Raw genomic sequence first — 6,949 nt, 5'->3', positions numbered from 1 at the left:
TTTTTTTCACATACTATATATCCTTGTCCTGTATTTGATAAAAAAGTTACTATTTTAGAATCATCAATCTGTATTGTATCTATAATAGATAAATTTTCCTTTCCAATAGTATCCATAAAACCACTTTCATTGATATATTGTAATACTTCTTCATCAGTATTTAAAACTATATCATTATTAGTACATCCCGTTATAAATATTAATGACAATATAACATTAATAAGTATTATAATTTTCTTCATTGTATTCCCCCTTAAATTCTTATCCATATAAATAATTACTAAATTATAGATTAAAATATATATTATAATTTTAGTTAATACGCATTATATTAATATTATCTATATTTTCTTTTTCTTATCAAATTTAAAACCATTATCCCTATATATAATTATTTATTTACTATTTTAGATAAAAAATCACTAATATAGCAAATTAGTTTATATCCAATAAATATAATAAAAATCCATAATATAGTATTTAATATTTGAAAAAATAACTCCACTGAAATAGTAACCATAATATAATTCCCCCTTTTCTTGTTACAATATAAATATTATGCTTCCATTCACAATATATAACAGTTGTACATTTAGCTTATTTTAAATAAGTCAGACTTTATGATATTTTTATCTTTATCTAAGTTCTTAACTAGTTTTAGATTTATAAATTGACCTATTTCATAAGAATTAAATATTTCTTTATCATTTATTTCATAATTACTACCTTCATATTCTAATTCAATAGTATATGTATTCGGTAGCACTGATGGAAGTATAGCTCCACCAATTCTCATAATAGTACCTTTAGAAAATGTTTTGTTTATTATTTTCATTTCAACGATATATTCTTCAGTAAATTTTATTTTATATTTTAAGTACTTTTTATTATTATAATTTTCAATTTCTAAAAATATTAAATATATACTTCCAAAAATAATTATAATTATCCAAAATAAATTTTCTATTAATAACTTCATATCTATTCTCCCAAATAAACTTTTTCATTCACATTATATTAAGATTGTATATTAACTTAAAATGATTTTAATTTGATAGTTGAAAACCATATTACATAAAACACTGTTACTATCATAGCTAAAGCGTTCCATACAATTGAATAGTAATTACTATTAACTATTCCAATTGACATATCAAATATATAAAATAACATAAATAAATATCCTACTATCTTTATTATCTTTACGGCTATCTTATCCGATTTTTTATAAAATACATCTTTGTATGATAATTCATTATTTTTACTAAATGCACCTAATAAACCTGCAATGATATGAACAACAATATTACCTATACAAATTATTGCAAATATTGGTATAAATAAAACTAATCCTGTACCCTCCATCCCCGTTATCTCTGGAACATACATAACACTCTCCAATAAAAAATATAGTGCTATTATACAAATTGGAATCATAAGAATCCATGCTATTTTTCTATTCATAATATCCCACCTCCTACTTTTATAACATTTAATTCACATTATATAACAATTGCGAAGTTAATTATATTGTATCATTTTCAACACTCATTTAAAACATCGCCTATTTAATAAATTCTAATATTTTTAAACATAAAAAATTCACTTCACTCAAGCGACGTATCGACTAAACATTTCATTTCGCCAATGATGTATCCTTACTGTCGCTATAGATACATCCGCTTAATAAAAAAAGATTATCACAAAATAATAACTTATTTATGATAATCTCTTTTTAAGTAATGGGTATAAGCAAAATAAAACAAATTTTATTTTAATGTATTATTCCCATTGATATATTCATAATAAAACTTAGTATAAATAGTGCTGTTAACACATACATACTAGGTGATACTTCTTTGTACTTTCCAGTTAAAACCTTTAAAACAGTGTAAGCTATGAATCCTAATGATATACCATTTACGATATTGTAAGTAAAAGGTATCATAACTATTATAATTATCATAGCTATTGAATCTATTGAATCCTCTCTTTCTATATCAAAGAAAGTCTGTATCATAAGTATACCTACAAATATAAGCACACTACTTATAACACCATTTGGAATAAGTTTAAGTACTGGTATTAAAAATATTGATAATAAAAATAATATTGCCGATGTAAATGCAGCTACCTTGCCTTTAGCTCCTTGGCTTATTCCCGAGAAGTTTTCTGCTGCAACTATTGTAGGACTTGTTCCAAATACACCTGCTATTATATTTGATATACCTGCAACTTTAAATGGGCCTTCAAACTCTTTAACTTTACCTATAGCCTCCATTTGACCATATAATATTCCCATATTCTCAAATACTATAACTATAGTTATTGAAAATACTGCAACAATAAATGGTATAGTCAATACATTTTTTAGTGACATTGCTAAAAATACATCCTTAATTGCACCTATATTAAATGAACTAAAGCTTATGCTAGAAATGTCTGTTACTCCCATAAATAATGATAGTATAGTACCACCTATAATACTTATTAAAAGTCCTCCATTAACATTTTTAATATGAAGCACTAGTATAAATATAAGTGTTATTATACTTAATAAAGCTTCTTTACTAGTTATATTACCTAAAGATACCATAGTAGCATCACTTGGTACTACTAATCCACTCTTTTGAAGTCCTATAAATAATATAAAGAATCCTACTCCTACTGTTATAGAATGTTTTAAAGTATTTGGGATTGATTTTAAAAGTATTTTAGTAATATTGGTGCTTGCTATTATTGTAAATATTATACCACTTACAAACACTGCTCCTAAAGCTTCTTGCCAGCTAAGCCCCATAGAATTTACTATTGTATAAGTAAATAATGAATTTATTCCCATTCCTGGAACTACAATAAATGGAGTGTTAGACAATACACCCATAAGTATAGTTGATAATGCACAGGTAAATATTGTCGCCATCATTGCAGCATCTTGGCTTATCCCTGCATCTGATAGTATCAGTGCATTAGTCAATATAATGTATACACTTGCTACAAATGTAGTACATCCTGCTAATACCTCTGTCTTAATGATTTGATTTTGATTCTCTAATGTGTTTTGCATACCTCTTTCCTTTGTTGTTATATCCCTCTCCCACCCACAATTTAATGCTTTTATATATTATCATTTTTTGATAATATAGTCTATATATCTACAATAAAATAACTCATATCATTTGATATGAGTTATTTTTAATACTTTATAAAATGTTTAATATCCTACCTCTAACACCATAACCTTCAAGGTTTACTCCAGATATCATACAAACAACCTTTTGACCCTCAGAAACTTTTTCTCCATTTGGTATACTAGCTAATAAATCAAAGCCTTTAGAAATTCCTACAAAACATCTATTTTGCTCTTCCTTTACATTTCTTATCATTCCTAAAATAATATTTCCTTTTTTTAAGTTTCTTTCACTTAATGAATGAGGATTTGTGTATTTTTCTTTCATTTCTAATGATATTCTTTCCTTAGCAGATACCTTTCTAAACCTAATGCCTTCTATTGTATCTCCCTTTTTATAAATATCTCTAACAGCAGTTGCATCATTTGAAAAATCACAATTTCTAAGTATACAAGAAATACCCATTATACTTACAAATGCTCCCCATTCTTTTGTATCTGTAACCATACATGATTTAATTTTTTCATTTTTTAGTCCATTTAAAACCATTTTTCTCTTTATAGGAATTGCTCTTTTAAAAGATGCTTTTATATCATCTATTTCAACATAATCAACTAAACTATGTTTTCTACAAGTGTTTATATTTATAGATCCCATTTCTTCACTATAAACTCTAAGGTATTTATTTTCATTTGCATTAAATATATTAATATAGTCAACTTTATTAAATTCATCAAAAACTATATCCTGTATTAATGCCTTTTTCATAATACATTTATCCATCTATACCTCCCTCTTTAAACATAGGCTGCTATATCTAAAAATGCATCCTCTTCTTTGAATCTTTTAGATTCCTTATCTTTAAATACAACATCTAAACAACTTAAGCAAATATTATTAAAATCTATATTATAATTTATAATTGTATTAAATAAATCTTGCATAAGCTCTTGTGTATCAGCAATAAATACAAGCTTAGGCTTTTTATCTGATATAATACAATATCTGTCAACTAGCTCTTCATCCTTTACAAAGGTATCAAACTTTTTAATAAGTTCCATATATTTTCTTATATCATAATCTTTATCTATGTATTTTATAAAGTAAGATTGAATTTTATCTTCTATTTTAAATGATACTAATAAGTCACATTTAAATTTTACTTCTTCATCATCAATATCATCTTTTATAAATTGCTTAATAGTTACTCTATTTTCTAAATATAAAACTTCATTAACTGAATTTTGCATTATATCTAAATATAACTCTGTTAATATAATTCCCTTTAAAATTTCACTTTGTTCTTTATTTATAAAACTATTATTTATATTTTGTTGAAATACATATTCATCTGTATTTTCATTTATTTCTAATGAAGTGTATTTGTCTAATATATAAAGCATACCAACTGCTGGAGTATATACTCTTGTTGTTTTATCATTTTTACAATCTACATATGATAATGTCCCATATTTCATATTAAGAATATTTAAAAACTCTTCACTTACATTTGTATATCTATTTAAAGTTAAATATCTATTTATCTGATCTTTAGTTGCAATTCTTACTTTGTATAAAAATTTAAATATACTAATCATCTTATCAGTTACTTTATAATTTCTTTTACTACTTTTTTTATATCCCTCGTAAACACATCTACTTAACTCATTACATAATACTGTAGATGATGCTTTTTTTATAATATCAAAATCTTTATTTAAAGCTATGTCCATTAAAATAACTCCCTTTATAAAGTTTAAATAAATCTATCTATATTGATTAAGTTCTTCATATCTTAAAGTAATATATACTATCCATATCTATATATTAGCTACTTAAAATTAATTCTTCTTTTAAATTTTTAGTTTCTTTTATATATTTTTTTAAAGTTTTAGAATCTGTTAGTAAATTTTCTTTTAGTAATATATCATGTGTATATAGTAATAAAGTATGTTTATTTAATGATGAACCTCTAAGTTTTCTTGATATAATTTTTACACTTTCTTCATTTTCACATACAAAAATAACTTTAGGTCTTCTTTGGATATCTATATAATCATATCTCCACTTTCCTTTTTCCGAAAGAAAATGTTCTAGTTTTAATATTTTTCTATTAAATCCTTCTTTTAAATCTTTATCTCTTATAATTAAAACTAAAAAATTTTGATTTATATTACCACCTATACTCCACTCAAAATCTATATCAAGTTTATCTCCTAATGCTCTTCTTTGATTAGGACCTACACTTTCATTTATAATATTAAAACCTTTAAAACTCTCCATAATATTTATATATATATCAACCACTTGAAGGCTTTTTATAACTTTATCTGCACTTCTTGATATATTTCTAAATTCCCATCTAGGAACTTCTATATTAAAATATTCTATAAGTAAATTAACTCCATTTGGACCTATAGCGTATATAGTATTTTCTTCATTTCTTTCATATTCTTCATCTACAAACCCTTTTACTAAAATGAAATCTTTGAAAAAATCAAAATCTACTAATTCTTGAAAATTAAAATCAATGCTTATATTGTACTTTTTGCCTATTACATTTATTATTTGTTTTTTTGTAGCAAATTTGAATTTATATAAAAATAAGCAAATTTCCTTAACTATATTTTTATCAAACCTTTCTAGCATATAATCAATAGCAAGACTATATTCTACACTGTTTTTTATATTTGAAAAACATTGTTTATAGCTTTCATCTATATTATAAGTTTTTATGTCCGATATATTAAAATACATATATCTCTCCTCCCAAGTTATAAAAATTCCCTTCGCTTAAGCGACGTGTCGGGGAAACACTTCATTTCGCCAACGATATATCCTTGCTAACGCTTTGAGCAACGTGTTGGCGAAGTATTTTGGATACATCCGTTGATTCAAAACTATCTTAAAACTTCTACAACTTTACCTCTAAATTTTCCATCACAATTTTTATTTATAGTAAATAATACTTTTGAACCAACTTCTACATCTATGTTCTTATTTATAGATGGTGAAAAATAGCAAAGAACATCTTTACCAGGAGATACAGGTATAAAACATCCTGTAGGAAATAAATCCTTTATAGCACCTTGAAGTTTAGTACCTAGTATTACATCCTCTTCATTTTCTAAAGGATATGTGTAGTCATTTAATATTTTATCTATCCTACCTATTACCATATTTTTTTCTTCGTTTATTTCTACTGGGATATACTCTACTATTTTCCCAATATAGTCTATTGGCTTTAAATATTTTAATTCATCTTTAGGTATGCATATTAATGGATTATCCCCTAATATAAATACTTCTTCTTCAAAAAAATCATTTTCTCCGTACATTATAATTGTAGATTTTATGCTTTCTTGGTTATCAAGAGCCTTTTTAAGTTTGTTTATCATAAAATACTCCCCTTTGCATTTAAATTGCCTATTAGTAATAACTTTTAATTTATCTATATTTTAACATATTTTTTGTATATTCTCCATTTTTTACTAAGGTTTCTTAATGATATCTCTATAAAAATTTGCTTTACTCAAAAAAATGCCATAAGTAGAAATCATAATCTAAAGTTAATTCCTATTTATGGCCATATAATTTTTAATTATTCACTTATATTATCATCCTCAGGCTTCTCAGTTTCTGTTTTTTCTACCTCAGGTTTATTAACATCCGGTGTTGATTCTTCAGGTTTTATATTTTCTGGCTTTGTTGTACTACCTTGGTTGTTAGTCTCTGGCTTTTGTGTAACTGTATTATTCGCTTGTGGTGTAGATGGCTTTTGTGTAGCCGTATTATTTGTTTGTGATGTAGATGGCTTT

Annotated in this window: 8 protein-coding genes and 1 pseudogene; all 9 read right to left on the bottom strand. The window is 24.9% G+C overall.

The window, feature by feature from the left end; genetic code table 11:
• On the bottom strand, nucleotides 1–242 hold a 242-nt coding region (locus Q5F54_RS08855; protein ID WP_302334260.1), incomplete at its 3' end, for a hypothetical protein.
• Between the two features lie 350 nt (nucleotides 243–592).
• Nucleotides 593–979, bottom strand: coding sequence for a hypothetical protein (locus Q5F54_RS08850; RefSeq protein ID WP_288247821.1), 387 nt, complete (start codon nucleotides 977–979; stop codon nucleotides 593–595).
• Nucleotides 980–1,035: 56 nt separating this feature from the next.
• Nucleotides 1,036–1,464 (bottom strand): hypothetical protein, encoded by a 429-nt coding sequence (locus Q5F54_RS08845; protein WP_288247820.1) that lies wholly within the window; start codon nucleotides 1,462–1,464, stop codon nucleotides 1,036–1,038.
• Between the two features lie 310 nt (nucleotides 1,465–1,774).
• Entirely contained in the window at nucleotides 1,775–3,067 is a 1,293-nt protein-coding gene (locus Q5F54_RS08840; RefSeq protein WP_302334259.1) for an NCS2 family permease, read from the bottom strand.
• A 136-nt stretch (nucleotides 3,068–3,203) separates the two neighbouring features.
• On the bottom strand, nucleotides 3,204–3,914 hold the full coding sequence (locus Q5F54_RS08835) for a hypothetical protein (protein ID WP_302334258.1): 711 nt from the start codon (nucleotides 3,912–3,914) through the stop codon (nucleotides 3,204–3,206).
• 14 nt (nucleotides 3,915–3,928) lie between these two features.
• Complete coding sequence (locus Q5F54_RS08830; protein ID WP_302334257.1) at nucleotides 3,929–4,864, bottom strand: hypothetical protein; 936 nt, start codon at nucleotides 4,862–4,864, stop codon at nucleotides 3,929–3,931.
• Between the two features lie 94 nt (nucleotides 4,865–4,958).
• Nucleotides 4,959–5,888, bottom strand: a complete 930-nt coding sequence (locus tag Q5F54_RS08825) for a hypothetical protein (RefSeq protein WP_302334256.1) — start codon at nucleotides 5,886–5,888, stop codon at nucleotides 4,959–4,961.
• A gap of 143 nt (nucleotides 5,889–6,031) precedes the next feature.
• Nucleotides 6,032–6,529, bottom strand: coding sequence for a hypothetical protein (locus Q5F54_RS08820; RefSeq protein WP_071119934.1), 498 nt, complete (start codon nucleotides 6,527–6,529; stop codon nucleotides 6,032–6,034).
• A 203-nt stretch (nucleotides 6,530–6,732) separates the two neighbouring features.
• Nucleotides 6,733–6,949 (bottom strand): annotated as a pseudogene (locus Q5F54_RS08815) (sporulation protein); the annotation flags it as partial.

Source organism: uncultured Romboutsia sp. (genome assembly GCF_958366745.1).
In the GTDB taxonomy this organism is placed as follows: domain Bacteria; phylum Bacillota; class Clostridia; order Peptostreptococcales; family Peptostreptococcaceae; genus Romboutsia; species Romboutsia timonensis.
This window is presented reverse-complemented; position numbering and strand designations above follow the sequence as displayed.